Raw genomic sequence first — 22,952 nt, forward strand, 5'->3', positions numbered from 1 at the left:
GCCGGGTTGCGGGGGGGAGTGACGTTTCGTCAAGTCATCGCAGTGAACCGGGATCTCGCCGCTCGGTTCGGAGGCGATCCCGTGGCCGACCGTGCCCGCCGCGTTACAATCGCCGTCGGTGTGCGAGGCACGGGGGCGCGTTCGGAGGGTCACATGCGGATCGGTGAGCTGTCGGCGCAGACCGGGGTCAGCGTGCGCCTGCTGCGGTACTACGAGGAGCAGGGGCTGCTGGAGAGCCGGCGGCGCGACGGTGGGCACCGCCGGTACGGCGCCGAGGCTCCGCTGGTCGTGCGCCGGATCCGGGCCCTGCTGGGGGCGGGGCTCTCGACCAGTGCCATCCGCGATGTGCTGCCCTGTGTGAGCGGCGAGTCCACGGTGGACTCGTGCGTGCTGGAGGTGCTCGAACGCCGGCTGGCGGTGCTGGACCGGCAGATGCTGGTCCTCGGGGCCAGCCGGGCCGCGCTGGCGGGCATCGTCGCGGAGGCCCGGGAGGCGGAGGCCTCGGCCCTGGTGGCGTAGGGCCGGCTCCGCCCCTCTACGCCCCCCGGCCGGTCAGGCGGAGGTGCGGAAGACCTCCCGGGCCGGCATCCCGGTCAGGTCCGGCCGGTCGTGGCCGAGCGCGTACGCGGCCGAGACCATCGTCATGTGGTGGTGCCAGCCGAGGTAGGAGCGGCCGGAGAAGTCCAGCAGGCCGAAGTCGGCGCCCAGCCGGTCCACGGCGTCGCGGGTGGTCGTCGCGGTGCCGAGCAGGGCGAGGACGGCGGGCGCGTCCTCGGTGAGGTTGGTCAGCCAGTACCGTCGGGGCCTGCCGCCGCGGGCGTCCTGCACCCAGAGCCGGTGGACGGGCGCGCCCTGGGCGCCTGGCGTCAGGACCGGGACGCAGCGCAGCGTCGGCTGCGCGGCGCCGGGCGTGCGCGGCCGCTGACGCGGGAACAGTGTCTCGACCGGCACCGCGTCCTGCTGGATCCGGCCGAACCGCCCGGTGGTGGCCTGGAGGACCGGGCGGACGGCCTGGTGCGGCCGGGCCTCCAGCAGGTACGGGACGCCCCGGCGGGCGAGCGCCGACATCAGCGGCGGCAGGTCCTCGATCACCGTGAGGTCCGCGACCAGCGGGGCGACCGGGAGGTGGGCGGCCAGCCGGTCGACCATGTCGAGCACCGTCCGGTCCGCCGGGCGCGGGGTGACGGAGTCCGGGATCCGGGCGCGGGCGCGCCGGCCCTGGTCCTCCGTCCAGTCGGCGTCGAGCAGCAGCGACCAGTCCACCGGTACGGCGTGCCGGTCGGTGGCGATGAACATTCCTGCCGCGGCCTGGCACTTGATGGTCCGGCCGAACTCCGGGACGAAGCGGCGGTGGACGCCCACCGCCTGGTCGCCGCGCTTGGGGATGACCGCCAGGGTGGCGGTCCAGGCCCGCACGGGCCGAGCGCCGGTGGTGGTCAGGCGGGCCAGCGCGCGGCGGGCCGGACGCCAGTCCCAGGGGCTGCCGTTGATGAACTGCTGCAGCGAGAGCGCGGCCGTACGGCTCGTGGTCAGGCTGGTGGCCATGTTGGACAGTGACTTGCGGCCCGGCGCGGCGAGCAGGCCGCGCAGGTACGCGTGGGCCCAGCGGCGTTGGTCTATCCGGGGCAGGTGGGCGAAGACCTGCTCGGCGAACCGGGAGACCGTTGCTTCGCCGGCCGGCGGCAGGTGGTGCGCGTCCATGTGAGCTCCCCGGGGTCGTGAGGTGCCGTACGAGGCCATCCCGGGAAGAATAGCGAACGATCGCTTTGTTTTGGACTCCGAGGCGGGCGCTGGCAAGATTCTGACAAGTTCGTGTGCCGGGGTGTGCGCGCCCCGGCGCGCACCTGCCATCACGGAGCGCGAGCTGTCGTAGCACGCTGGTTTCCGCGCCGGTGCCGCACCCGGTGCCGCGCGGACCTTCGCGCCCGGGGCCGCGTGCGATCACCCGGGCCGCGTTCGACCGCCTGGGGCCACGTGCGACCGCCCGGTGCGGGAAGAACGGCGGGGGGAACCGGCCCGGAGGACCGGTGAGGGGCAGGGGAGGGCCTGCGTCAGACCGAGGGCCCGGCCAGGGTGCGGTGCCAGAGCCGGCGCAGCCGCTGCCGGAGCTCCTCCCCGCTGGGGGCGGTCTCCCCGCCCACGGGGACGACGCCGCGCCGCAGTGCCTCCGAGCCCACCACGAGGCAGTGCACCAGGATTTCGAGGTCCTGCGCGTCGGCGGCCGCCGACGCCCGGGCCGCCCACTCCTCGGAGGCCTGCCCAATCGGGCCGTGCCCGCCCAGGCCCTCGGGGCCGTCGGTGCCGGGGACTTCGGGGCCCGGGCGGTCGTCCCGCTGAGCGGGGACGCGGGACGGCTGCCGGGCCAGGTGCCCGCGCAGGACGGGGATCCAGCTGGCGTACCAGTTGTCGGCCGCCCCGGGCTGCTCCCAGGCCAGCCTGGCCGCCGCGCTGACGCTGGGCTCCTCCTGGAGCAGCCGGGTGAGCACGTCGGTCAGCCGCGCCACTTCGCCGGGGCCATCACCGGGGCCCGGGCTCCCGCATCCCGTGCCCGCGCCGCCCGCACCGCCGCCTTCACCCCCACCGCCCGCACCGTCGCCGCCGGTCGTACCCCCGCCACCGCCCGTACCCCCGGCGCCTGCCGGAACTCCGACCGCCGGGGTCCCGACCGCCGCCCGGGTGAGCTCCACGGCGTCCGCGCGGACCGCGTCCGCCAGGCTGGCCTTGGTGGGGAAGTGGAAGGTCAGCGCGCCCATCGTGACACCGGCCGCCCGGCTGACCCGGGAGAGCGAGGTGCCCGCGTAGCCGTGCCGGTCGAACTCGCCGGCGGCGGCCCGCAGCAGGGCGCGTCGGGTGTGCTGGGCCCGTTCCTGTTTCATCGCCCACCGCCGCTGGGGCGGGCCGCTCGGGCACACCGGCCGAGCGTCGGCACCGGCTCCACGGCCTGGAGCGAGGGACTGACGAACCGCATGAGCGGGGGAGGCTCCTTCGGGCGGACGGAGCGGGGTGGGCGGAAAGGCCGGCACCCCTGCGTCGGTCCGAGCCGATCCGACGGAGTCCCGACGCTACGCGGAGCGGGCCGCATACGCACTGCTCGCCCGTCATCCGCTTGCAGCTTTGGCAACTTACCCGGAAGTCTGTTCGGTGGCCGGGGCGCCAGTCCGCGCGAGGTGCTCCCGGTACCAGGGGGCGGCCGCGGCGAGCCGGTGCAGCGGGCCCGGTCCGGGATCGGTGCCGGCCAGTTGCCAGATCTCCGCGCTGCGGTACCAGTGGTCCCGGGCCAGCAGCGCGAACTGCCGCTCGCTGAACACCCCGGGCACCCGCCGCAGTTCGGCCGCGCAACGCTCCCAGGGCCAGTCCGGACCGGCGGTGGGCGGCAGCACGCCGTGGTCGGCGAGGGTGTCCAGGAGGGCCCCGCTGCGGACGGGTTCGGGGTGGCCGGCATGGTGGATCCCGCCGGGGGCCGGATCCGGGCCGACGGCCAGCGCGGCGACGAGACGGGCCAGGTCCTCCACCGCGACCAGCGAGAGCAGGGCGGCGCCGCCGTCCCACCGGGCCGGTACCCGCCGGGTGAGTTCGGCCAGGCAGGGCACCACCCAGCGGTCCCCCGCGCCCAGGACCAGCGGCGCGCGCAGCACCACCGCACCGGCGTCGAGCGCCGCCCGCTCCCCGGTCAGCCTGGTCCGGCTGGCCGCCGAGACGGGGGCCGGCGTCACCCCGTTCACGCCGATGCCCCGGTGCGGGCCGGGGCCGTACACGGCGGTGGTGGAGAGGTGGACGATCCGGCCCACGCCGGCCCGGGCGGCCTCCGCGAGGAGGGCCCGGGTGCCGTGCACGTTGACCGCCGCGCAGGACTCCTCGTCGCCGGAGACCGCGGCGGCGAGGTGGACCAGGACGTCGGAGCCGTCGGCCACGCCGCGCAGCGTCGCCGGGTCGGTGAGGTCCCCCGCGATCCGGACCGTCCCGGGCGGTGCTGCGGAGCGGACGAGGGCCCGGACCGGGCCGGCGCCGGGCCGGTCGCGCAGCGCGGCGAGCACCGCCGAGCCGATGAAGCCGCCGGCTCCGGTGAGCAGGATGCCCGGCCCGGTCATGCCCGGTTCCCGCGCTCCGCGAGGACGGCCCGCAGTGACTCCACGACCGGCGGGGTCGCGATGCCGGGCAGCAGGTACCACCAGAGCCGGGCGATCCGCTCCGGCAGGTCGGCGCGGTTGCTGCGCAGGTGCGACATGACCTGCGTGCCGGTGTAGGCCCCGACCAGGACCTGGGAGAACTCCGCCGGGTCGACGTCGGGCAGCAGCTCGCCGGCCTTGCGGGCCTCCTCCAGCTCGGCGCAGAACTGCTCGGCCCACATCTCGTACGGACGGAAGTCGCGCAGGCCGAGCTGGCCCTGCTCGACGGCGAGGGTGACGCCCGCACGCAGCAGGACGTTGTCCCGCAGCTCGTCGGCCAGGTACAGGTTGAGGTCGAGCAGCTGGCGCAGACCGGCCGGCTGCGCCGGCAGTTCGAGGTCGGCGGCCTGCTCGTCCATCACCGCCTTGGCCAGTTCCTCCTTGGACCGGAAGTGGAAGTACATTGCGCCCTGGGTGGTACCCGCCTGTGTGATGATCTTGTTTACGCTTGAACCGCTGAAACCGTACTCGTCGAAGACCTGTGCGGCGGCGCGCAGGATCGTCCCGCGGGTGCGTACGGCTCGGTCCTGCTTCGCTCGCGTCACAGTGGCTCCAAACTCCTCGACAAACAAAAAGAACGACCTCTACGTTATTTGCAGCGGGGCCAGGCGTACACAACGGAGGCTCCACCAACAACCACGCCAGTGGCCATTCTGGGGGAGTGCACACATGTATCGCACAGATCACGGCAGCACCATCACCGCTGCGACCACCGTGCCCAAGGAACTCGTCCACAAGCGCGCGGTCGAGGAGGTGCTGCTGACCGGTTGGGAGCCCACCGGGCCGGACGCCTACCGGGTGACCGCCCGCTGGCCCCGCGTTCGCGCCGCCGGCGGCGGGCTGTACGACCCGATGCTGCTGGTGGAGACGGTCCGGCAGAGCTTCCCGCTGCTCTCCCACGCGGCCTTCGACGTCCCGCTCGGGCACCACCTCGTCTGGGACCGCTTCAGCTTCGCACTGGTCCCCGAACTGCTCCTGGTCGACCGGCCCGAGGAGCAGGACTGGGACGACATCCAGCTGGACGTGCTCTGCCAGGACGTGGTCCGCCGCGGCAACCGGGTCTGCGCCCTCACACTGTCCTACATGGTCAGCCGGGCCGGCGAACCGCTCGCCACCGCCCAGACCCGCTTCACCGTCCAGGCCCCGGCCATCTACCGGCGGCTGCGCGCAGAGCGCGCCGACGCCGCCCGGATGATGGCGCGCGCCGTCTCGCCGGGCCCCCCGATAGGCACCGCGAGACCCGACGCCGCCACCTCGCAGGACGTCGCCCTCTCCGCCACCGACGACGCCCGGCGCTGGCAGCTGCGGGTCGACACCTCCCACCCGGTCTACTTCGACCACCCCGTCGACCACGTGCCCGGTGCCCTGCTCCTCGACGCCTGCCGCCAGGCCGCCCAGGCCCTCGTCCCCTCGGCCCCCGTCCTGGCGGTCGCCATGGAGTGCGTCTTCACCAGCTACGTCGAGCTCGACGAGCCCTGCCTGGTCGAGGCCGCCCGGCTGCCCCGCGACCCGGCCGGCCGGGACCGCATCGGCGTGACCCTCCACCAGGGCCCCGAGACCGCCTCCTGCTCCACCGTCGTCACCGTCGTGCCCCACCCCGACATCCCCACCCGGTGACCGCCCCGCCGCCGGCCCCCACCGGCCGGCGGAGGCTCCCCTGCTCACCGGCCCTCGCGCGGGGGCCGGTGAGGAGGGTCTTCGAACCCGTGGAGCTGAGCAAAGGGGTGGGGCGGCTCATGGGAACTGAAGACCTACGGCCTACTCATCCCAGACCCTGGCCTCCGCCCCTGGCCAGGCGAGCACTATCCCGGCTCGTTCGCAGATGCCCAGCCAGCGCTCCTCCAGGGGCGTCCGCCCCAGCCAGAGCACTCCACGAACCTGTGGCGCCCGCGCACTGAGCTGGTCCATGTAATCAAGCAACTGCCCTATTCCAGTGCGCAGGTGATGTGATTCGTTCTCCGGTCGCAAGGACTTCACCTCGGTCACGTTCAGGGTCTCCCCGTCATGCCAGGCGATATCAAAGGCCGGGTCGGCCGGAGTCGGCGACAACGGCTTCATGCCACGGGCCTGCACCTGTTCGGCGAGCGCGTTCTGAAGTTGCCGGTGCCTGTTGAGGTTCCGCCCCATCAGGGCCGGGTCCGGAGCACTGTGGGCGGCGGGCGCCGGAACCGTGGTCTCGTCCTCGACCCGGTAGTCACTGCCCACGGGCACGCCTGGGGCGGTTACCGCAGCCCCCACCCGGACCAGATGGACGTGGTCACTCAGTCAGTTGCGCACAACGACAGAGGCTCTGCCGGATTTCTCCGGCAGAGCCTCTGCACTGGGTCGGGGTGGCGGGATTTGAACCCACGGCCTCTTCGTCCCGAAGCAACCCGGGCACTCACCTGAAGTGCGAGTGAGGTGCCACTGAGCTGCACAGACAGTCCCCGAGCGTCCGTGCTTGTCCGCCGAAGTGCGGGGCCGTTGTAGCGCAGCTAGACACTCAATTCTCGGCAGCCTGCACCCTTTGGCCGGGCTGCCCGCGAAGCGACGTCAGTAGGTGCACGGCGGCCACAAGTGTCTCCTGCTGGAGAGCGAGATCGCCAAGAAGGTTCGCCTCGCTGTACTCCTCGTCGCCAAGGAAGCTGATGACGGAGACCCATTCTCCACCGCCGGTGGCGTAGTCCCTCCACGAGTACTCGATGTGTACCGTGTCATGCACCACGCGATTGCGACGCTCGATCGCGCGTTTGATTAGGTCCAGCGTGGCAACGTGACCGACTTGGGAGCCGAGTCCATTCCGAACGTCGTGGAGAAGGGCCCCGGCCGGCCGGGCAAGTTTGGCTGCTGGATCAACATGCTTGAGGATCATTCCGAGTACGGCTTCAGTCTCCGCAGCCTGAGCCATGACAAGGCCACGCAGGCGATGCATCTCAGCCGCCTCGTAGTCGCCGTCTGGCGGCGGCATGCCGTAGTCGTAGTCGTCAGGGTCCAGATGTAGCTCATCCCAGATGGATCCCCAGCTCACCACGCGGTCACCGAACATCGGCTTTGAGTACTGCATGGGGGGATTATCCGTTGAACGCTGGGGCGCAGCAATGGATTTGAGCGCTGTACCAGCCGAGCCGCGAACACTCCGGTAGCGGCCCGCGCTGAGGGTGGTGGAGTCTCAATGACCGAGTCAAGCTGCTGGCGCACGAGCCTCCGGGGGCGGGAGGTGCTAACCCTGTGTGACCTGTACGAGTGCAGCCCTGGTGAGGCTGGCGAAGCAGGCCGTCAGTGCCAGCGACTGACTCTGGCTTGCCGCTCGATCTGGCATGTATGTCGCACGTCATCTCCAACTGGGAGCTGGCATGGGGCTTGCAGGCCGACCAGTCGGGCGATTCGCCCACTGCGGCCGAGTCGCAAGCGTAGGATCGCCGCCATGCTGAAGCGCTTTCTGTACCTGGACACCGCTGCACTTGCCGACTATGTCAGCGCACTGGAGGGCGGACTTCGGGCATCCTTGGAGACCAAGAGTCTCTCTGCTCGGAACGCTGAGGCCGGGATCGATGTGAGTCCGGTCAAGGTAGGAGTTGGGGGAAGTCGAGGAGCCGAGATTTCCACCAGCTTTGCAGACACCCCCCAAGCGCAGTTCGAGCGGCTTTTGCAGCTGGCCCAATCTGACCCAGAGGTGACGGGCTGGATTGATGTTGCTAATCCAGAAGTAGACCTTCAAGGGATCGGCATTGGGGCGCTTATCGACGTGGAGTGCGACGCATACATTCCGGAAATCGTTAAGGCATTTACCCCTGATGGCGGGCTGGTCCAGGCTCTCGATCAGTTGGATGCCATCCTGCCCTTTATGAACGTCTTTGATCCGAACGCGGCCGAAGGGCTGCCTGGCCAGCGCGAGCGCGATGCAATGAAGGGGCTCGTGGGAGCTCTGAGCGGCAAGGCGCTCGTAGTGGGAGACCTTGACTCGTCGGAGTGGCGAGTGGCCGGCCAGCTTTCCCCCGACTATGTCAAGTCGGAGGTCGAAGGTAGCGTGCGCATTATGGGAAAGGTGTCTTCCTCCTGGCCCAAGGGCAAATGGAAGCCGATGCTGGCGCTACCCGGTTCGACCTTGATCCCGCGTGAGCAGCGGCGGGCTCTGGAGAGGCAGAGGCCTAAGCAGGGCGAGGAGGGCCAGTACTTGGAAGGGCCTGCTCTAATGCTGGATATCCTGGCGATCTACCGCTGACGGAAGTCCGGTCCGCGCGGGTGGTGGAGCGGTTTTGGCCGGTGTCCTGTCTGGTCTGGGTCCGAGCATGATCGGGGGGCCGTAAGCTGTCCGCGAATCGGTCAGGGCTTCTGGGCCTGACCGCAATTTGGCCGAGTGGCCCCCCGGTCTTGCTCGGTGCGGGTCCCGGTCCTGGCAGGTGGGTAAAACCGTGGAGCCGCCCGCCCCCAGCCACGTCGGGTCTTGCCACCCGCCTACGTTCCTCCGCCTGGCGCGGCCGGCGCCGCCGAAGCGGGGCGCAGACAGGAGCGACGGCGAGCGGCGGGCCAGCGCCGCGAGCGAAGCGAGCCTTGAACCCGTAGAGAAGAGTTTTACGCATCCCTCCTTCCCTTCACCCCACCCCCCTTACCTCCCCTCCCCCTGCTTCTGGGCCCGCTGGGCGCCTATGATCGGCAAGCTCTGAACTGACGGTTCTTCACCATCCTGCGCGGGGGCCATGGATACGATCACCCAGCTTGTGACCATCGCGGCCGTGGTTCTCGGTGGGCTCACGACGTACCTGACGAACAGCCTGATGGAGCGGAGCAGGCGCAAGGACGGGCTACGGCTCCGCTGGGACGAGAAGAAGCTGGACGCCTACGCCGACTACGTTGGGCAGGTCCGGACCACGATCCACATCTCAGTCCTCCTGTACGAAGTCCGGGAAGAGATCCGGCAGATGCCTCGTACCGAACATGAGCTGTCGATGGAGCTGACCGAAGCTGGCGGGGGCCAGGCCAAAGCCTTCGAGCGGGTCATGCTGCTCGCCGGCGATGAGGTGATCGAGACAGCTCACGCGATCCAGGAGACCCTTGCAGCGATCGGCTGGCAGGCTCGCGGGATGGTCGACGGCACCCTGGCCGACTGGCGGGCTTTGCACACCGAAGCATTCAAGGCGATCAACCGGTTCCACGAAGCCGCTCGCGCCGACCTTGGTGTCGGGGGCCGCTTTGAGGGGGACCGACACACCGCTCGTGGGCTCCTGCTACCTGGCGCCCGAACCGCCGGCGAGCCGACCGATCGGGCCTGAGTCTGGACAGCAGAACGGCCCCAGCAAACCGCCGGGGCCGATCCTGCCGCATGAAGCTCACCCAGCGTCGATCCGCCAGTTCTCCAGCGCCAACAGCGCCTCCGCGCGGGCCTGGACGACCGCCATACGGGCCGCTCGCTCCACCTCCTGGCTGTGCGCCGCCTGGTGGGTGCTCTGTCCGGGCCACTTCCGGTACAGAAGCCCGGTGTCCTCGATGAACCATCCGCGGCTGACGGCATTGAGCGCCAGCAGCAACCCGGTGTCCTCGGACGCCGGAAGTGCCATCCACCCGCCGAGTGCGAGCAGCAAATCCCGCCGCACGCACAGCGTCGCCGGGTGCACCTGGGCGCGGAAGTCGTGCGCCTTCCAGTGGGCCAGGACCTCGCCGCGCTCGACTGGTCCGGCCGGCGGGTCCTGGTCGAATCCCACCGTGGTGCCGTCCGGCAAGAGATCGAGCACACGGGACGTCGTCCACGCCACGTCCGGCCGGCTGGTGAGCACGGCAAGATCCCGGGCCAGCGTCCCCGGCGGCAACATGTCGTCGGCGTCGAGCACCTTCACGAACTGCCCGGTGGCCCGGGACAGCCCCATCGTGCGCGCCATGCCCGCCCGCCCGTGGCGGCCTTGGCCGAAGCTGATCCGAGCGTCGTCTGGGACATGTGGGGCGACGTCGTCCGTCTCGCTGTCTTCCTGGATCACCCACTGCCAGTCCCAGCCGTCCGGCAGGTCCTGCTCCAGCAAGGACTTGTAGGCGTCCGCCAGATACTCGGCGCTCGGGCCGTGGACGGCCGTGATGACGGTAACGAGGTTGGTCATGCTCACCACCTGTTCAACTTGGTTGTGTAGACCATTTCGGTACGGTCACCCGGGAGCACCACATCGGCGACCTCGACCACGCGGTCTGTCGTATCGATGCAAGTCTTCCGAAGAACGATCACGGACACACCCATCGGAAGGCCGAGTTCTTCGGTTTCCTCCGGCGTCGGGGGCCGGGCGCGGAATGTCTCCACGATGCGGTCCAGCTCGATGCCGACGCTGAAGAGCTGGTTCTGCGTGCCCCCCGGCCACGGCTCCTGATCCTCACGGAGCAGGTTCGGATTCCCCGCGATCATGTCGAGTACGAGGTAGGACCGAGCGACGTTGAACGGGGCGCGCTCCTCGCTGTAGCGGGTGCGGTAGGTGCGCTTGAGCAGGATTGTCCCCTCGGGAACGCCGAACGCGGCAGCGAGGTCGGCATCCGCCGGCATCTGCTCGTACTTGGCCGCGAACACGAGATCGTTCACGGTGAGCCCGGTGTCGTGTTCGGTGGCGCCGGTCTTCAGCCGCTCCCCCTCCGACTCGCGGGCGCGGTCCTTCTCCCACTGGTGCCGCAGGTTGTCGCGCGTGACCGGAGTCGGCTGCCGGCGGACGAATGTGCCCCGGCCGTGCTGCTTGTCGACCAGCCCTTGCGCCTGGAGAACTCCGACCGCTTGTCGGACGGTCGGAACGCTCACCTCGTAGATGTCGGCCAGCTCAGTCTCGGCGGGGAGCCGCTCACCCGGAGGCAGGGTTCCGTCGTCGATCTGGGCCGTGAGCTTGGCCGCGATCTGCTCGTAGCGCTTCGCCATGGTGCTGGTCACCGTCCTGTCGGGGTCTCCCGCTCATCCTAAGTCCTAAAGAGGTGTTGACGACTAGCTGATGAGCCGTCATAGTCATGGGAACAGTAACTCCTAATGAGGACTTGAAGACAAGATCTCATGAGGTGCTGATGGCACCCGGTATCTGCCGTGGTGAGGCTGCTCCGAGGGTCGACAACTCCCCTCGGACCAGATGAAGGAGCCCAGCTCATGCGCATCATCCCCGTCGACACGACCGCCGCGCTCGTGATGGTCGCCCAGGCGCCCCGCCCGAAGCTCAAGGACCGCCGCACCGGTGAGATGGCCATGGACACCGAGACCGGCGCCCCGCTGTTCACCCTGGACGTCACCTTCGTCGCCAACGGCTCGGCCGACATCCTGCCCCTGACCGTCCCGCAGCCGGGCATCCCCGAGGGGCTGGCGCCCGGCATGCTGGTCAGCCTCACCCGGCTGATCGCACGGCCGTGGGAGAACGAGTTCAACGGTCAGAAGCGCTCGGGCATCTCCTTCCGTGCTGACGCTGTGACCGTCGCCGCCGCCCCGTCCTTCGCCGGCGCGAGCTCCTGATCACCATGGATGCCCTGACGACGACGCTTCTGGAACTGGGTGCCCCTGCTGCGGCCCTCGGCTCCGGCGCCATCTACGCGAGGGTCAGGATGCCCCGGACCTACTGGGCAACTATCGGCCTGCCGCTGACCATCCACCGCATCCGGCACGACTACGAGAACGTGATGGAAGCCTGCGGCCTCACTGTCGAGCCCTCGTTCTGGCGGGCCATGGCCTCCTCGGCCACCAACCGGCCGGCACGCCCCGCGATGCCCAAGATCCGCAGCATCACCGCCAGCTCGACCGGTCTGCGGATACGGCTCCGCCTCGCACGTGGCCAGGAGACGGCCGACATGCTGAATGCCACCGAGCGTCTGCGGCACGCCTGGGGCGTCCACGCGGTGTACGCCTCGGAGGTCAAGCCCGGTGTGGTGGACCTGCGGGTGGTCGGCTTCGACGTGCTGCGCAACGTCCGCATGCCGCGCCGGGCCACCACCAAGTCCGCCGGCCTGCTGCGGGTCCCGGTCGCACTCCGGGCCGACGGCACCGTCCACTACCGGGACTTCCGGCATGTCCCCAACGGGCTCAACCTCGGTGCCAATCAGTCCGGCAAGTCGATGTTCACCCGGAACCTGGTCCACGGCCTGGCCGCTCAGCCGGTTGCCCTGGTGGGCATCGACTGCAAGCGCGGCGTGGAACAGCGCCCCTTCGCCCCGCGGCTGTCCGCCCTGGCCACCGATCCGGGCGAAGCGCTCGGACTGCTGCTGGCTCTGCTGGTCGAGATGGACGACCGCTACGACCTGATCCGCGCCCATCAGGGCGTTCCCGGCTCGGTGGCTGCTGAGGACGTGACCGCCGACATCTGGGGCCTGCCCGCCAAGGTCCGGCCGGTGCCCATCGTGGTCCTGGTGGACGAGATCGCCGAACTCTTCCTCGCCGCCGGCAAGGCCGACGAGGAACGTCGGAACCAGATCGTCATCGCGCTCATTCGGCTCGCCCAACTCGCCCGCGCCGCAGGCATCTACCTGGAGATCTCGGGCCAGCGCTTCGGCTCGGAGTTGGGCAAGGGCGCGACGCTGCTCCGTTCCCAGCTCACCGGCCGCACTGTCCACCGGGTCAACGACCTGGAGACCGCCCGCATGGGCCTCGGCGACATCTCCGAGACCGCCATGCTCGCCGCTACCCGGATCAGCCCCGACATGCCCGGGGTGGCTGTCGCCGGCGACACCTCGGGCCGCTGGTCCGAGATCCGCACTCCGTACCGCTCGCTCTCCGAAGTCGCTGACCGCTGCGCGAACTTCGTTCACCTCGTGCCGAACCTGCCGCGCCTCGCGGCCTTCCGCCCGCAGGTCGCACTGCCTGCCGCTCCGGTGGACATCCCGCCGATGCCCTCGGCGCCGCCGGTCATCGCACCGGTCCCGGCAACCGAGTAGCTCCCCACACACGGTCGGCAGGACCGCCTCGCGCCAAGTCCCTACCCCCGCCATGCCTCGAACTGAAGGAGAACGCCCGTGTCCCGCAAACCCTCCATCGCCGAGATCGGCGCCTTCATCGGCCGGCTCAAGGCCAACGCCAAGAGCGGCGCCCACCCCGGTCCGCTGCTGGCCGAGAAGGCTGACCTGTTGGAGCGCATCGCCAAGGCCAACCCGGGCGACCGCGACGCCGCCGAGGTGGCCCGTGACGCTCGTGTCGCCGCCGACCGCGCCCAGCGCGTGAACCGGTGACCCCCGTGGCCGCCCGCAAGCGCCCGACGGCGCCCAAGCCCGTGCCCTGCCAGCCCTGCGAGGGCACCGGCCAGATCACCGAGGTCGTCTACACCGGTCGTGGCCCGCACCGCCGCCGGCTCGCCGAGCAGGAAGCCACGTGCCTCGACTGCCTCGGCACCGGGGTCGCTCTGGAGGTGAACCAGTGATCCGAATTCGTGTGACCTGCGACATCGACTCCGTGGCCGCTGTGGTCGCCGACCTCTGCCGCTTCTGGACGGTGCACGACGTCAAGGAGTACCCCGCCCGGGACCCCGGCCAGCGCCGCGTCTACATCACTGCGTCCCGCCGGACGACCCGCACCCGGTAGCACCCACTCGCAGAGTCCGGGCGGCCGACCGCCGGCTCGCCCGGTCTCCAACCCACCGAACTGGAGGTGATCCGACATGCGCCGACTCCCCAAGCTGGACGCCGTCCTGGCGCAAGCGGTGATCGCTGCCGCGCTGTCCTTCGCCCACCTGCACGACCTCGCCGAGTCCGCCGGTCAGGCCGGCTGGAAGTCCTGGGCCTACCCGGTGTCCGTCGACCTGCTGCTCGTCGCCGCCTGGCGCCGGCTGCGGTCAGGGGCCTCGGTCCGGCTCGCCTGGTGCTGGTTCGTCATCGCCCTGGCCGCTTCTCTCGGCGCCAACATCGGCACCGCCGGACTGCTCGACCTTGGCAATGCCCCGGCCTGGCTCCGCGTGCTCGTCGCAGGCTGGCCCGCTGCCGCGTTCCTGGGCGGGACCCTGCTGGCCCACTCGACCGCCGTGCCAACGCCTGACGACGCCGAGCCGGTTGAACCGGAGCAGGACGCCCCCGAGGCCGAGGAGCTGCCGCCGCTCTACTCCCCGGCCGCCGAGCCGGTGACCGAGCCGATCCAAGTGCTCCCTTCACCGCCCGTTCCGGAGCTCGCCCCAATTCCCGTGCCGGAGCCGACTCCGGAGCCGGCTCCCGCTGCGGTCCCGACCGTCCCGTCCTTCCTCCTCGACCACGCCCGGAAGGTCGCCGACGACCACCGCATCCGTACCGGCAACCCGATCGACGCCGCGACGCTCCGTATCCGGCTCGGTATCAAAGATCCGCTCGCCTCGGCCCTCGTCGCCGAACTCGTCTGAAGGAACGGCCTGATGAACATCTCGCTGCCCCTCCTCCCGGTGCTCGCGCTCGTCGCCTGGTTCATCGTGCGGAATCTCCGCCTGCGCTGGTGGGCCGTCGCCGCGCTCGTCCTCCTCGGCTTCTACCTCGCCAGCTCCTCGGCCGGCCCGCTGATCGACAAGACCACCCGCGACGGTGTCGAGGTCATCAACAAGACCGGCGCCAAGTAGCCGACCAGATCGGAGAGTTCCGCATGAACATCACGCTTCTGAACCTGCCTCCGCTGGTCACGGTCGACGGCTCCGGCCTGGCCGCTGAGATCGAGGCGTACTTGGCCACGCTGCCCGCCCCGGTCCAGCTCCCGGCACCGTACATCTCACCCCTCGGCTCCACGGTCCAGCCTTGGAACGCCGGGTACCCGCTTCCGCAGCTCACCCTGCTCGACCGCCTCACCCGGCGCCCTGCTCGTCCGGTCCTGGTGACTGCCAGCGACCACCTGCGGCTCGTCTCCCGGTACATCACCGCCGCCGGTTGGGTGCAGGGCGCCATGTGGGACTCCGCCGGCCGGGTCTGCCTCCTCGGTGCGCAGACCGCCGTCCTCGTCCACGGCTACGGCACCCCGACCACCGTCCAGACCGCCCGGGTTCAGCTCATGGAGGTCCTGCACGCCACCGGTCGCCCCGTGCGCTCCCCGGACGAGTTCAATGACCGGCCCACCACCCGGCAGGCCGACATCCACCACCTGCTCGACCGCGCCGCCGCCCGCGCTCTGTTGCTCGGCCTCTGACCTCCCCGGGGACGGCCAACACGCCGCCAGCATCCCGCCGCCCCGGAGCTCGCAACCCTCCACGACCCATCACGAAGGACCGCTCATGGATCTGCCCACGATCTTTGCCGCCGGTGCACCGCTGATCGGATGGACCACCCACAGCGCCTGGCTGAACCGCCGCCTGGCCACCGCCCGCCGCGACCCGCTCACCGGGCTCCACACCCGCGAGGGCTTCACCGCCCGCGCCCACCGGCTGACCCTGCACTGCCCGGACCGCGCCTCGGTGCTGCTGATCGACCTGGACGACTTCAAGGTCACCAACGACACCCACGGCCACGCCGCCGGCGACGCGGTACTCACCGCCACCGCCGAACGCCTCGCCACCTGGGTCGGCCGCTCCGGCATCGCCGCGCGCCTCGGCGGGGACGAGTTCGCCGCCGTCGTCCTGGACGGCTCCGGCCGGCTGCCCGGTCTGCTCGCGGCCCTCCACCAACCGGTCGCCTACGCGGGCTTCCTGCTCCCGGCCGCCGCCTCCGTGGGCATCTGCCCCGTCGCGGAGCTGCCGGTCGTCTCGCTCACGGATGCGCTCGCCGCCGCCGACCGGGACATGTACGCGCACAAGCGCGACGGCCGTACCTCTCGCCGCCGCTGACCTCAAGACCAGCCCCGGGGCGGCAACACGCCGCCAAGCATCCCGCCGCCCCGAGGCCGCAACCCCTTCCCGAACCGAAGCCCACGAAGGAGAGCACCATCATGCCCCAGCACAGCCACACCCCGACCCGGATCTGCCCGGACTGCTCGGGTCACGCCACGGCGCACATCGCCACGGGCGCGCGCCTCCGCGACGGCTCCCGCGCCACCGTCCCAGTCACCTGCCCGACCTGCCACGGCGCCGGCACCGTCGCCCGCCCGCTGGCCCTGGTCGCGAAGGCCGTCTGACATGGCCCTCCTCGACTGGCGCGACGCCCGCCACTGGTCACCGAAGCCCGCCCCCTGCGGCGTCTGCGACAAGCCCACCAACCTCCGCTCCGACCGTGGCAAGCCCGTCCACAAGGTGTGCGCCGAGGAATGGACCGAGCAGCACCAGAAGCCCGCTGACCAGTCCTGACCCACTCGGCCCCGGGACTGGTGACGCTCGGTCCGTCCCGGGGCCTCCCCACCGGAGGGAGGAACCGTCTTGAACCGCCACATCATTGACCTGTTTGCCGGCCCTGGTGGCTGGTCCGAGGGACTGCGCCGACTTGGCCACACCGACACCGGCTTTGAGATCGACGCCGCCGCCTGCGCCACCCGCGTCGCCGCCGGCCACCGCACCATCCGCACCGACGTCGCCGCCTACCCGACCGCCCCGCTCGCCGGGAAGGTCTCCGGCTTGATCGCCTCACCGCCCTGCCAGACCTTCAGCACCGCCGGACTGCGCGCCGGAACCGACGACATCGCGCTCTGCCACCAGGCCCTCGATGACCTCGCTGCCGGCCACGACACCCGAAGCATCCTCCAGGGTGCCTGCTCCGACCATCGCTCGCTCCTGGTGGTCGAGCCTCTGCGCTTCGCCCTGGCCACTCGCCCCGACTGGGTCGCCCTGGAGGAAGTCCCCGCGGTGGAACCCCTCTTCGACCACACCGCCCGAATCCTGCGCAGCCTCGGTTATTCGACCTGGGTCGGTGTCCTCAACGCCGCCGATCACGGCATACCGCAGACACGCCGTCGTGCCTTTCTCCTCGCCTCCACCGCCAAGCAGGTCGCACCACCGGAGTCCACCCACGCCAGAATCCCGGAACCCGAGAGCTTGTTCGGCCCCGGCCGCGCTGCCTGGGTCACCATGGCAGACTCCCTCACCCTGCCGGCCGGCGATGTGGTCACCCGGGGCGAGCACCACACCGGTGGCAACCGTTTCGCGACCACCGGTCCCGCCTGGGCCCTCACCGGTCGATCCCGCTCCTGGAGCCTTCGCGTTGGCAACCGCCCCTCCGCCACCCGTCGGCCGATCGACGCCCCTGCCCCGACCCTGCTGTTCGGCCACTCGCTCAACCACGTGGCCTGGCACGACGACGACGGCACCCCAGTCCGTCGGCTGAGCATCGCCGAGGCGTCCGTCCTTCAGGACTTCTCTGCCCAGTACCCATGGACCGGCTCACGGACCAAGCAATTCGAGCAGATCGGCAACGCCGTCCCACCCGGCCTGGCCACCGCTGTCCTGCGCTCCGTTCTGGAACCGGCTCGCTTTCCGCTGGCGGTGGCTGCCTGATGACCACCACAATCGCTCCGCCGGTGGCCGATCTCCTCGGTTTGGCCAGCCTCGGCAGCATGCCCGCCCTCATGCGACAGCTCTCCGGACTCGCCGGCTGCACCTCGCCAATCCGGCTCGCCGGCTGGCGCACCGAGATCAACGAAGCAACCGGGCAGGTACTTCACCACCTGGAGTCCACCGAGTTGCCTGTCGGGAACCTGCTCGTACGCTGCGGCAACCGCCGCGTCACTCGCTGCCCGTCCTGTGCCGAAACGTATCGCCGCGACACGTACCACCTGATCACCGCCGGACTCGTCGGCGGCAAGGGCACTCCCGAGACGGTTGCCACCCACCCCCGGGTCTTCGCCACCTTCACCGCCCCTGGCTTCGGCCCGGTCCACAACCGGCCCTCCGCCGGCCGCTGCCGCTGCGGCACCGCCCACGCAGCCGATGATCCGGCCCTCGGATCGCCGCTCACCCCGGAGACGTACGACTACGAGGGTGCCGTCCTGTGGAACGCGCACGCGGGCAAGCTCTGGGCCCGCTTCTCGATCCACCTCCGCCGGGAAGTCGCCAAGCGGGCCGGACTGACGCAGCGGGAGTTCCGGGACTTCGCCCGCATCTCGTTCGGCAAGGTCGCCGAGTACCAGAAGCGCGGCGCGATCCACTTCCACGCGGTCATCCGCCTCGACGGCCCCGAGGGTGGCAACGAGCGTCCGCCGGTTTGGGCCTCCGCCGAGCTGCTGACCGACGCAATCCGCGCCGCCGCCGACCGGACCGAGATCCCCGGCCCGCTGGTCGACGGCCGCGAGCACCGGTTCGCCTTCGGCAGGCAGCTCGACATCCGCACGATCCGCAACGCCGACTTCGCAGGGCCCGTCCCGATCACCGAACGGGCCGTCGCCGCCTACATCGCCAAGTACGCCACCAAGGGCGCCGAAACCGCGACCGGCACCCTGGACCGCCCCGTGCGCCTGCTTGCCGAGATCGCCCAGTACGACATCCCCGAACACGCCCGCCGGCTCATCCGAACCTGCTGGAACCTCGGTGCCCGCCCCGACCTGGCCGGTCTCCGGCTCCGCGCCTGGGCGCACATGCTCGGCTTCCGCGGCCACTTCTCCACGAAGACCCGCAAGTACTCCACCACCCTCGGCGCACTCCGCGACGCCCGAACGGCCTGGCGCCGCGCTCAGACGCTAGAACGCCTCCATGGCCCCGACGCTCTCGCCACCGAGGAGACCACGCTCGTCCTCGCCCACTGGGTCTTCGCCGGCCACGGCCTCACTCGTGGCGAACAGTGGCTCGCCGCCGCCATCCAACCCGCCCCCGGCACGGAAGGAGAACCGACCCGTGGCTGACGTGATGACCAGACCCGCCCTCTACCGGGTGGCGGACGCGGTGGAGGTGCTGAACCTGAGCCGGACCGTGATCTACGACCTCATCCGTGCCGGCCGCCTCCGGACCGTCACCGAGGGCCGTTCGCGCCTCATCCCCGCCTCGGCCATCGCCGACTATGTCGCGCTGCTGGAGCGCGAGGCGAGGGGGCGGCGTTGACCAAGCGTCGTAGTAGGGGAGACGGCGGCCTTCACTGGGACGAGAAGCGACAGCGCTGGATCGCGACGGCCAACCTCGGGTTCGACCCGAGCGGCAAGCGCATCACCAAGCGCGGCAGCGGCAAGACCAAGACCGAGGCGAAGAACAAGCTGAAGGAGGTCCTGAGGGACTTCGAGGACGGCTTGGCCATCGCGCCCACGAACTACACGGTGGCGAACGCGGTGAACGACTGGCTTGCCTTCGGCCTCGCCGGCCGGGACGAGAAGACCGTGGAGACCTGCAAGGTCCTCTGTCTTACTCACGCGATCCCGGCTCTCGGCGCTCGCAAGCTACGGGACCTCAGCGCGGAGGACGTGGATCGCTGGCTCGCGGACAAGGCGAAGACTCTCAGCACCCGCACGCTCCAAGGCCTCCACTCCTGCCTGAACCGGGCCGTCAAGCGCGCCATGGCCCGGGACAAGGTCAAGCGCAACGTCGTCGAACTCTGCTCCGTCCCCACCGGGCAACCGGGCCGGCCGTCGAAGTCGCTGACATTCGCTCAGGCGGAGGCGGTACTGAAAGCGGCGGAGAAGAGCTCCATGCACGCCTACATCGTCGTTTCGCTCCTCACCGGTGCCCGGACGGAGGAGTTGCGCGCGCTCACCTGGGATCACGTCTTCCTCAAGGGGCGTCCCGTCGTCAGCCCGCCGGTCCCGCCGCACATCGCCGTGTGGCGCTCGGTCCGCGCATCCGGCGACACCAAGACCCGGAAGTCCCGCCGCACCATCGCGCTACCGGCCCGCTGCGTCGAAGCCCTCTGGGATCACTGGGTGGATCAAGGCTGGGACCGGCTCGCCGCCGGCGACAAGTGGGAGGAGAGCAACCTGGTCTTCCACTCGGCCGTGGGCACCGAGCTGGATCCGTCCCACGTTCGCCGGGCCTTCCGAACCGCCATCGGCAAGGCCGAAGGGATCAACGCCGCCGACTGGACCCCTCGTGAGCTACGACACAGCTTCGTGTCCCTGCTCTCGGACAGCGGCGTACCCCTGGAAGAGATCTCCCGACTGGTCGGCCACTCCAGTACGGCGGTCACCGAAGAGGTCTACCGCCATCAGATCCGCCCGGTGATCCAGACCGGGGCGACAGTCATGGACGACCTGTTCTCCCAAGGCCCTGAGGCTTAGTCACTCAGTTAGACACGCACAACGACAGAGGCTCTGCCGGATTTCTCCGGCAGAGCCTCTGCACTGGGTCGGGGTGGCGGGATTTGAACCCACGGCCTCTTCGTCCCGAACGAAGCGCGCTACCAAGCTGCGCCACACCCCGGTCCTGCGGTTTGTTGCTCCGTCTCCTTCGCAACGAGTAGAACTCTACCGGACGCTTGCCGAGAGACGAAATCCGATTCCCGGCGGGCCTCCGCCGCAGGTCAGCGGGAGGGGGTGAGGGTGAGGAGGGTGGCCTCGGGAGGGCAGGCGAAGCGGACCGGGGTGTAGCGGTTGGTGCCGCAGCCGGCCGACACGTGGAGGAAGGCGCGACGGCCGCCCGCCTGGTGGGTGGAGAGGCCCTTGACCCGCTTGGAGTCGATGTCGCAGTTGGTGACCAGGGCGCCGTAGAAGGGGACGCAGAGCTGGCCGCCGTGGGTGTGGCCGGCCAGGATCAGCGGGTAGCGGTCGGCGGTGAAGGCGTCCAGGACGCGCAGGTAGGGCGCGTGCACGACGGCGAGCGAGAGGTCGGCGTCGGCGGACGGGCCGCCGGTGACCTCGCTGTAGCGGTCGCGGCGGATGTGCGGGTCGTCCAGGCCGGTGAATTCGAGGTCGAGGCCGCCGATGTTGAGCCGGCCGCGGGTGTTGGTGAGGTCGAGCCAGCCGGCCGCGTCGAAGCCGTCACGCAGCTTCTCCCACGGGTTGTGCACGGCACCGCTGATGCCGCGCCGCGCGCTGCCGTCGGGGTTGTTCATCCCGTGGACGCCGCTGCGCATGGCCTGGAGGTAGCGGGCCGGGTTCTTGCGGGCGGGGCCGTAGTAGTCGTTCGACCCGAAGACGTAGACGCCGGGGAAGTCCATCAGCGGACCGAGCGCGTCGAGTGTGGCGGGGACGCCGAGCGGGTCGGAGAGATTGTCGCCGGTGTTGACCACCAGGTCGGGGCGGAGCCCGGCGAGGCTCTGCAGCCAGCGCTGCTTCTTGCCCTGGCCGCTCACCATGTGGATGTCCGAGACCTGGAGCACCCGGAGGGGGCGGGCGCCCTTGGGCAGGACGGGGACCTCGACCCGGCGGAGCCGGAAGGAACGGACCTCGTACCCGGCGGAGTAGGCGAGGCAGGCGGCGCCGGTGGCGGCGATTCCGAGGGGGACGGAGTACAGCGGTCGCATCGCTCCATGCTCTCAGACGGTGGATCAGCCGGTGAACGTCCGGTGGGTGCGTGGGGACACGCTGCTGTGGGCCATCTGCCCTCGGTGCGGGGCGCGCTCGGCGCCACCGGGTGTCACCGTCATCTGCACGGGGGTGGCCTACGGGGGTGGGGCAGGGGCTGGGAGGCGCCGATCTTGAAGCCGGCGTCCTAGGTGAGTCCGAGGGCGTGTTCCTCGCTCATCCGGATCGTTCCTCTGCTCGGTGTCACCCGGGTGGTCGATGTCATACGGGTCCGGTGGCAGGCCCGACCCGGTCGGCGGGCCCGGCCGGGCTCTCCGCGTCGGCCCGGCCGCGTCGGGCCCGCAGGGCGCGGACCTTGTGCAGGTTGCCGCAGCGTTCCATCGAGCACCAGCGCCGTCGGCCCGGCCGTGAGGTGTCGACGAAGATCAGGTGGCAGTCGTGCGCGCCGCATTCCCGGACCCGGTCCGCGAAGGGGCCGGTGAACAGGGCGATGGCGTCGCGGGCGAGGGTCGAGACGAGCTGGTCGCCGTCGGCCGGCAGCGGGGTGGCCGGTGTGCCGTCCGGTCCGATCTGCGGGACCAGCGGTGGATGGGCGGCAGCGCGGTTGAGCACGGCGTAGTCGGCCGCCGACCCCGCTTCGCCGCGCGCCCGGGCCACTGCGAGGCGCCGGAGCGCATCCCGCAGGGTCCGTGCGGAGGCCAGCTGCTCCGTGTGGATGCGGATGCCACCGGCGGGCAGCTCCAGCCGTGACTGCCCCAGCCACCGGGTGAGGTCCTCCGGGGCGTGCAGTACGTCGTACCGTGCGTCGTAGGGACCCGGTCCGCCGGTGGTGAGCAGTTCCAGGCAGAGCGCGCCGGGGTCGAAGAGGTGGCGCGCGCCCCCGGGAGAGTGCGGAACCGGCCCGGTCGTCCGCTCGTCAGTCATGTAACCACTATAAGAAGTTACGATGGTGCTGCGAAAGCCCACCGGTGGCCGCTGCGCGCACAGGCGCCGTTAATGCCGGGCAGTCGAACGCCGCAGGTGGGAGACTCTGGGCCATGACCACGCTCAAGGAGCAGTTGCACGAGGACCTCACGGCCGCCATCAGGGATCGGGACGAGCTCCGCTCGGCCACCATCCGGCTGACGCTCTCCGCCATCACCAGCGAGGAGGTCGCCGGCAAGGCGAAGCGGGAGCTTTCGGACGCCGAGGTGCTGAAGGTGCTGGCTCGCGAGGCGAAGAAGCGCCGGGAGGCGGCCGAGGCGTTCGACGCCGCCGGCCGGACGGCGCAGGCTGCCCGGGAGCGTTCCGAGGGCGAGCTGCTGGCGGGGTACCTGCCCAAGCAGCTCTCCGACGAGGAACTGGCGGCGATCGTGGCCGCCGCCGTCGCCGAGAGCGGTGCGACCGGTCCGCAGGGCATGGGCGCCGTGATGAAGCTGGTGAAGCCGAAGGTGGACGGTCTGGCCGAGGGCGGCCGGGTGGCCGCCGCGGTCAAGGCCGCACTCACCGGCTGACGCGGCCCGGGGCTCACAGCCCGCCGCCCACGGCCGACGGCCCAAGGCCCACCGACAGCGCGTACGCGAGAGGGGCGCCCCCGAGCGATCTGCTCGGGGGCGCCCCAAACGCGGTCGGGGGGTGGGGGGGGGGGAGTGGGGGCC

The 22,952-nt window shown here is 70.8% G+C and carries 29 protein-coding genes, 1 tRNA gene and 1 pseudogene; 20 read left to right on the forward strand and 11 right to left on the reverse strand.

Features of this window, described 5'->3' with window-relative positions:
* Positions 1–153 precede the first annotated feature (153 nt).
* Positions 154–519 carry a MerR family transcriptional regulator gene (locus AB0J08_RS23405; protein ID WP_360637473.1) on the forward strand — a complete coding sequence of 122 codons (366 nt, stop codon included), beginning with the start codon at positions 154–156 and terminating at the stop codon, positions 517–519.
* A 33-nt stretch (positions 520–552) separates the two neighbouring features.
* Here the strand turns inward: AB0J08_RS23405 and AB0J08_RS23410 are convergent, their stop codons facing one another.
* The 4 genes and pseudogenes from AB0J08_RS23410 to AB0J08_RS23425 form a co-directional block, all read right to left on the reverse strand.
* Complete coding sequence (locus tag AB0J08_RS23410) at positions 553–1,701, reverse strand: transposase (RefSeq protein ID WP_360637476.1); 1,149 nt, start codon at positions 1,699–1,701, stop codon at positions 553–555.
* Between the two features lie 962 nt (positions 1,702–2,663).
* Positions 2,664–2,876, reverse strand: a pseudogene (locus AB0J08_RS23415) (TetR family transcriptional regulator); the annotation flags it as partial.
* 246 nt (positions 2,877–3,122) lie between these two features.
* Positions 3,123–4,088 carry an NAD-dependent epimerase/dehydratase family protein gene (locus AB0J08_RS23420; RefSeq protein WP_360637479.1) on the reverse strand — a complete coding sequence of 322 codons (966 nt, stop codon included), beginning with the start codon at positions 4,086–4,088 and terminating at the stop codon, positions 3,123–3,125.
* The gene (locus tag AB0J08_RS23425) at positions 4,085–4,711 is read right to left on the reverse strand and encodes a ScbR family autoregulator-binding transcription factor (protein WP_360637482.1); all 627 of its coding nucleotides are present in this window, start codon (positions 4,709–4,711) and stop codon (positions 4,085–4,087) included. Before AB0J08_RS23425 ends, AB0J08_RS23420 begins: the two co-directional genes overlap by 4 nt.
* A gap of 124 nt (positions 4,712–4,835) precedes the next feature.
* Here AB0J08_RS23425 and AB0J08_RS23430 point away from each other — a divergent pair, with 124 nt between their 5' ends.
* A complete protein-coding gene (locus AB0J08_RS23430; protein WP_360637485.1) occupies positions 4,836–5,783 on the forward strand; it encodes a ScbA/BarX family gamma-butyrolactone biosynthesis protein in 948 nt (315 codons plus the stop codon).
* A gap of 141 nt (positions 5,784–5,924) precedes the next feature.
* On the opposite strand, the gene AB0J08_RS23435 is transcribed toward AB0J08_RS23430, so the two are convergent.
* Together AB0J08_RS23435 and AB0J08_RS23440 are read right to left on the reverse strand one after the other, a co-directional pair.
* The gene (locus AB0J08_RS23435; protein WP_360637488.1) at positions 5,925–6,371 is read right to left on the reverse strand and encodes a hypothetical protein; all 447 of its coding nucleotides are present in this window, start codon (positions 6,369–6,371) and stop codon (positions 5,925–5,927) included.
* Between the two features lie 277 nt (positions 6,372–6,648).
* Entirely contained in the window at positions 6,649–7,209 is a 561-nt protein-coding gene (locus AB0J08_RS23440; protein WP_360637491.1) for a hypothetical protein, read from the reverse strand.
* A 360-nt stretch (positions 7,210–7,569) separates the two neighbouring features.
* Here AB0J08_RS23440 and AB0J08_RS23445 point away from each other — a divergent pair, with 360 nt between their 5' ends.
* Positions 7,570–8,367, forward strand: coding sequence for a hypothetical protein (locus tag AB0J08_RS23445; protein ID WP_360637494.1), 798 nt, complete (start codon positions 7,570–7,572; stop codon positions 8,365–8,367).
* A 475-nt stretch (positions 8,368–8,842) separates the two neighbouring features.
* Positions 8,843–9,415, forward strand: a complete 573-nt coding sequence (locus tag AB0J08_RS23450; RefSeq protein WP_360637497.1) for a hypothetical protein — start codon at positions 8,843–8,845, stop codon at positions 9,413–9,415.
* A 57-nt stretch (positions 9,416–9,472) separates the two neighbouring features.
* On the opposite strand, the gene AB0J08_RS23455 is transcribed toward AB0J08_RS23450, so the two are convergent.
* Complete coding sequence (locus tag AB0J08_RS23455; protein ID WP_360637563.1) at positions 9,473–10,231, reverse strand: glycosyltransferase; 759 nt, start codon at positions 10,229–10,231, stop codon at positions 9,473–9,475.
* 2 nt (positions 10,232–10,233) lie between these two features.
* A complete protein-coding gene (locus AB0J08_RS23460; protein ID WP_360637500.1) occupies positions 10,234–11,022 on the reverse strand; it encodes a GntR family transcriptional regulator in 789 nt (262 codons plus the stop codon).
* A gap of 219 nt (positions 11,023–11,241) precedes the next feature.
* Between AB0J08_RS23460 and AB0J08_RS23465 the strand changes: the two genes are divergently transcribed.
* The 15 genes from AB0J08_RS23465 to AB0J08_RS23535 all read left to right on the forward strand — a co-directional run bounded on the left by AB0J08_RS23465 (position 11,242) and on the right by AB0J08_RS23535 (position 20,130).
* Positions 11,242–11,598, forward strand: coding sequence for a hypothetical protein (locus AB0J08_RS23465; RefSeq protein ID WP_360637503.1), 357 nt, complete (start codon positions 11,242–11,244; stop codon positions 11,596–11,598).
* Between the two features lie 5 nt (positions 11,599–11,603).
* On the forward strand, positions 11,604–13,010 hold the full coding sequence (locus AB0J08_RS23470) for an FtsK/SpoIIIE domain-containing protein (RefSeq protein ID WP_360637505.1): 1,407 nt from the start codon (positions 11,604–11,606) through the stop codon (positions 13,008–13,010).
* Between the two features lie 78 nt (positions 13,011–13,088).
* On the forward strand, positions 13,089–13,301 hold the full coding sequence (locus AB0J08_RS23475) for a hypothetical protein (RefSeq protein ID WP_360637508.1): 213 nt from the start codon (positions 13,089–13,091) through the stop codon (positions 13,299–13,301).
* A gap of 5 nt (positions 13,302–13,306) precedes the next feature.
* Positions 13,307–13,489 (forward strand): hypothetical protein, encoded by a 183-nt coding sequence (locus AB0J08_RS23480; RefSeq protein ID WP_360637511.1) that lies wholly within the window; start codon positions 13,307–13,309, stop codon positions 13,487–13,489.
* The gene (locus AB0J08_RS23485; protein ID WP_360637514.1) at positions 13,486–13,650 is read left to right on the forward strand and encodes a hypothetical protein; all 165 of its coding nucleotides are present in this window, start codon (positions 13,486–13,488) and stop codon (positions 13,648–13,650) included. Before AB0J08_RS23480 ends, AB0J08_RS23485 begins: the two co-directional genes overlap by 4 nt.
* A 76-nt stretch (positions 13,651–13,726) precedes the next feature.
* Positions 13,727–14,434, forward strand: coding sequence for a DUF2637 domain-containing protein (locus tag AB0J08_RS23490; RefSeq protein WP_360637517.1), 708 nt, complete (start codon positions 13,727–13,729; stop codon positions 14,432–14,434).
* A gap of 12 nt (positions 14,435–14,446) precedes the next feature.
* Complete coding sequence (locus tag AB0J08_RS23495; RefSeq protein ID WP_360637521.1) at positions 14,447–14,644, forward strand: hypothetical protein; 198 nt, start codon at positions 14,447–14,449, stop codon at positions 14,642–14,644.
* A 23-nt stretch (positions 14,645–14,667) separates the two neighbouring features.
* The gene (locus AB0J08_RS23500) at positions 14,668–15,201 is read left to right on the forward strand and encodes a hypothetical protein (protein WP_360637524.1); all 534 of its coding nucleotides are present in this window, start codon (positions 14,668–14,670) and stop codon (positions 15,199–15,201) included.
* A gap of 85 nt (positions 15,202–15,286) precedes the next feature.
* Positions 15,287–15,835, forward strand: coding sequence for a GGDEF domain-containing protein (locus tag AB0J08_RS23505; protein WP_360637527.1), 549 nt, complete (start codon positions 15,287–15,289; stop codon positions 15,833–15,835).
* 101 nt (positions 15,836–15,936) lie between these two features.
* A complete protein-coding gene (locus tag AB0J08_RS23510) occupies positions 15,937–16,122 on the forward strand; it encodes a hypothetical protein (RefSeq protein ID WP_360637530.1) in 186 nt (61 codons plus the stop codon).
* A gap of 1 nt (position 16,123) precedes the next feature.
* Positions 16,124–16,291, forward strand: coding sequence for a hypothetical protein (locus AB0J08_RS23515; protein WP_360637533.1), 168 nt, complete (start codon positions 16,124–16,126; stop codon positions 16,289–16,291).
* A 69-nt stretch (positions 16,292–16,360) separates the two neighbouring features.
* Positions 16,361–17,431, forward strand: coding sequence for a DNA cytosine methyltransferase (locus tag AB0J08_RS23520; RefSeq protein WP_360637536.1), 1,071 nt, complete (start codon positions 16,361–16,363; stop codon positions 17,429–17,431).
* Positions 17,431–18,771 carry a replication initiator gene (locus tag AB0J08_RS23525; RefSeq protein WP_360637539.1) on the forward strand — a complete coding sequence of 447 codons (1,341 nt, stop codon included), beginning with the start codon at positions 17,431–17,433 and terminating at the stop codon, positions 18,769–18,771. The genes AB0J08_RS23520 and AB0J08_RS23525 overlap by 1 nt, the downstream gene beginning before the upstream one ends.
* Positions 18,764–18,967 (forward strand): helix-turn-helix domain-containing protein, encoded by a 204-nt coding sequence (locus AB0J08_RS23530; protein WP_360637542.1) that lies wholly within the window; start codon positions 18,764–18,766, stop codon positions 18,965–18,967. The genes AB0J08_RS23525 and AB0J08_RS23530 overlap by 8 nt, the downstream gene beginning before the upstream one ends.
* The gene (locus tag AB0J08_RS23535; protein WP_360637545.1) at positions 18,964–20,130 is read left to right on the forward strand and encodes a site-specific integrase; all 1,167 of its coding nucleotides are present in this window, start codon (positions 18,964–18,966) and stop codon (positions 20,128–20,130) included. The genes AB0J08_RS23530 and AB0J08_RS23535 overlap by 4 nt, the downstream gene beginning before the upstream one ends.
* A 68-nt stretch (positions 20,131–20,198) precedes the next feature.
* On the opposite strand, the gene AB0J08_RS23540 is transcribed toward AB0J08_RS23535, so the two are convergent.
* The 3 genes from AB0J08_RS23540 to AB0J08_RS23550 form a co-directional block, all read right to left on the reverse strand.
* Positions 20,199–20,272: transfer RNA gene (locus AB0J08_RS23540), tRNA-Pro, on the reverse strand.
* Positions 20,273–20,372: 100 nt separating this feature from the next.
* Complete coding sequence (locus AB0J08_RS23545) at positions 20,373–21,314, reverse strand: metallophosphoesterase (protein ID WP_360637548.1); 942 nt, start codon at positions 21,312–21,314, stop codon at positions 20,373–20,375.
* 262 nt (positions 21,315–21,576) lie between these two features.
* Positions 21,577–22,239: a CGNR zinc finger domain-containing protein gene (locus AB0J08_RS23550; protein WP_360637551.1), complete on the reverse strand. Its 663-nt coding sequence runs from the start codon at positions 22,237–22,239 to the stop codon at positions 21,577–21,579.
* A gap of 113 nt (positions 22,240–22,352) precedes the next feature.
* Between AB0J08_RS23550 and AB0J08_RS23555 the strand changes: the two genes are divergently transcribed.
* Positions 22,353–22,808, forward strand: coding sequence for a GatB/YqeY domain-containing protein (locus AB0J08_RS23555; RefSeq protein WP_360637554.1), 456 nt, complete (start codon positions 22,353–22,355; stop codon positions 22,806–22,808).
* The last annotated feature ends 144 nt before the right edge of the window (positions 22,809–22,952 follow it).

The organism is Kitasatospora sp. NPDC050463, from assembly GCF_040655255.1.
Classification (GTDB): domain Bacteria; phylum Actinomycetota; class Actinomycetes; order Streptomycetales; family Streptomycetaceae; genus Kitasatospora.

What these genes read in the sequence shown, in the direction of transcription:
- AB0J08_RS23490 (WP_360637517.1), top strand. Translation starts at nt 13,727, where the DNA reads ATGCGCCGACTCCCCAAGCTGGACGCCGTCCTGGCGCAAGCGGTGATC.
- AB0J08_RS23405 (WP_360637473.1), top strand. Translation starts at nt 154, where the DNA reads ATGCGGATCGGTGAGCTGTCGGCGCAGACCGGGGTCAGCGTGCGCCTG.
- AB0J08_RS23505 (WP_360637527.1), top strand. Translation starts at nt 15,287, where the DNA reads ATGGATCTGCCCACGATCTTTGCCGCCGGTGCACCGCTGATCGGATGG.
- AB0J08_RS23465 (WP_360637503.1), top strand. Translation starts at nt 11,242, where the DNA reads ATGCGCATCATCCCCGTCGACACGACCGCCGCGCTCGTGATGGTCGCC.
- AB0J08_RS23445 (WP_360637494.1), top strand. Translation starts at nt 7,570, where the DNA reads ATGCTGAAGCGCTTTCTGTACCTGGACACCGCTGCACTTGCCGACTAT.
- AB0J08_RS23510 (WP_360637530.1), top strand. Translation starts at nt 15,937, where the DNA reads ATGCCCCAGCACAGCCACACCCCGACCCGGATCTGCCCGGACTGCTCG.
- AB0J08_RS23440 (WP_360637491.1), bottom strand. Translation starts at nt 7,209, where the DNA reads ATGCAGTACTCAAAGCCGATGTTCGGTGACCGCGTGGTGAGCTGGGGA.
- AB0J08_RS23430 (WP_360637485.1), top strand. Translation starts at nt 4,836, where the DNA reads ATGTATCGCACAGATCACGGCAGCACCATCACCGCTGCGACCACCGTG.
- AB0J08_RS23460 (WP_360637500.1), bottom strand. Translation starts at nt 11,022, where the DNA reads ATGGCGAAGCGCTACGAGCAGATCGCGGCCAAGCTCACGGCCCAGATC.
- AB0J08_RS23495 (WP_360637521.1), top strand. Translation starts at nt 14,447, where the DNA reads ATGAACATCTCGCTGCCCCTCCTCCCGGTGCTCGCGCTCGTCGCCTGG.
- AB0J08_RS23420 (WP_360637479.1), bottom strand. Translation starts at nt 4,088, where the DNA reads ATGACCGGGCCGGGCATCCTGCTCACCGGAGCCGGCGGCTTCATCGGC.
- AB0J08_RS23545 (WP_360637548.1), bottom strand. Translation starts at nt 21,314, where the DNA reads ATGCGACCGCTGTACTCCGTCCCCCTCGGAATCGCCGCCACCGGCGCC.
- AB0J08_RS23555 (WP_360637554.1), top strand. Translation starts at nt 22,353, where the DNA reads ATGACCACGCTCAAGGAGCAGTTGCACGAGGACCTCACGGCCGCCATC.
- AB0J08_RS23525 (WP_360637539.1), top strand. Translation starts at nt 17,431, where the DNA reads ATGACCACCACAATCGCTCCGCCGGTGGCCGATCTCCTCGGTTTGGCC.
- AB0J08_RS23470 (WP_360637505.1), top strand. Translation starts at nt 11,604, where the DNA reads ATGGATGCCCTGACGACGACGCTTCTGGAACTGGGTGCCCCTGCTGCG.
- AB0J08_RS23450 (WP_360637497.1), top strand. Translation starts at nt 8,843, where the DNA reads ATGGATACGATCACCCAGCTTGTGACCATCGCGGCCGTGGTTCTCGGT.
- AB0J08_RS23515 (WP_360637533.1), top strand. Translation starts at nt 16,124, where the DNA reads ATGGCCCTCCTCGACTGGCGCGACGCCCGCCACTGGTCACCGAAGCCC.
- AB0J08_RS23410 (WP_360637476.1), bottom strand. Translation starts at nt 1,701, where the DNA reads ATGGACGCGCACCACCTGCCGCCGGCCGGCGAAGCAACGGTCTCCCGG.
- AB0J08_RS23455 (WP_360637563.1), bottom strand. Translation starts at nt 10,231, where the DNA reads ATGACCAACCTCGTTACCGTCATCACGGCCGTCCACGGCCCGAGCGCC.
- AB0J08_RS23550 (WP_360637551.1), bottom strand. Translation starts at nt 22,239, where the DNA reads ATGACTGACGAGCGGACGACCGGGCCGGTTCCGCACTCTCCCGGGGGC.
- AB0J08_RS23500 (WP_360637524.1), top strand. Translation starts at nt 14,668, where the DNA reads ATGAACATCACGCTTCTGAACCTGCCTCCGCTGGTCACGGTCGACGGC.